Here is a 1,042-nt window from a genome sequence, read left to right as displayed (position 1 = left end):
GCTTCTTCTTCCCCATGCTCTCCATGATGGACATCATCCTTACCGGGGCCGAAGCCCCTGATCAGGGGTGTCCGTCAAAGCGAATCAAGCCCAGTCGGCACCGGGAGCGGCAGGCGCGGGGCCAGCACGGGGAGCCACCGCCGCTCCTTGAGCTGGAGTTCCGGGGTGGGGTCCATACGCTGCATGCGAACGGCCAACTCGTCCCCGAGGCGCCACATCTGGTTGCCCCAACCGCCCACCACCTCACGGATGGCCAGCCCTGCAAGGTCTGGATGTTGCTCTTGCAGCAGGTCGCGGACCAGGTCCGCAGTGATCTCGATCTCGGTGTCGGTCATGCGAAGTCACAGTACTGAGGTGGCAGGCGGAGCGGTCCTCGCTCTCCGGAACATCGCGCTGTGATCCCCCGGCATCACCAATTCGGTTTCAGAGAGCTACAGATCAGAGGCTTTGGACAGACCGGCCCCAAGTTCAGAGAAGCCTGCATACGCTGCCCCGTCCTTCGGCCTGACCCGGCCGAGAAGGACCGCCTCGCCGAGATCGCCGTCAACCTCGAAGCCCGGATCGCCGAGGCCCAACAGCGCGGCTGGCACGGCGAAGTCGCTGGCCTGGAGGCCACCCTCGCCGCAGCCCACGACAAACTCCGTGCCATGGGCGACCTCACCGACCGCACTCACACCTACCTCGGCATGCCCGCCATGGGCCGCCGCAGCGACTGAGCACGCCTCACCTGGAATCCGGCGGGCCTACCGGAACTGCCCGGCAGGCCCGCCAACGGCTCGGACGTCGAGTCAGCCTGGTTCTCTATTCCAGATCTTGTCGGACCTGTCCTACGGGAGTGGAGGCGCGAAATCGGGTGTCCCCGTGCTGAACGTCATGCGAGCATCGGCGGATGACCGACGAAGAGGAGTTGTCCGTTGCCGACCTGGTCGGCAAGCGACTGCTGCGGGTGGGCTTGATTCGCTTTGACGGACACCCCTGATCAGGGGCTTCGGCCCCGGTAAGGATGATGTCCATCATGGAGAGCATGGGGAAGAAGAAGCCG

At 65.1% G+C, this 1,042-nt stretch carries 1 protein-coding gene and 1 pseudogene; one reads left to right on the top strand and one right to left on the bottom strand.

Going from position 1 to position 1,042, the window contains the following annotated elements; all coding sequences use genetic code 11:
* Positions 1 to 92: 92 nt before the first annotated feature.
* Positions 93 to 335, bottom strand: a pseudogene (locus P3T35_RS40345) (hypothetical protein); the annotation flags it as partial.
* Positions 336 to 395: 60 nt separating this feature from the next.
* Here P3T35_RS40345 and P3T35_RS40340 point away from each other — a divergent pair.
* Entirely contained in the window at positions 396 to 716 is a 321-nt protein-coding gene (locus tag P3T35_RS40340; RefSeq protein WP_101384289.1) for a hypothetical protein, read from the top strand.
* Positions 717 to 1,042 lie beyond the last annotated feature (326 nt).

Source organism: Kitasatospora sp. GP30, assembly GCF_029892145.1.
Lineage (GTDB): Bacteria > Actinomycetota > Actinomycetes > Streptomycetales > Streptomycetaceae > Kitasatospora > Kitasatospora acidiphila.
Note: the sequence above shows the minus strand (reverse complement) of the source record. Positions and strands in the feature narration are given on the sequence as shown.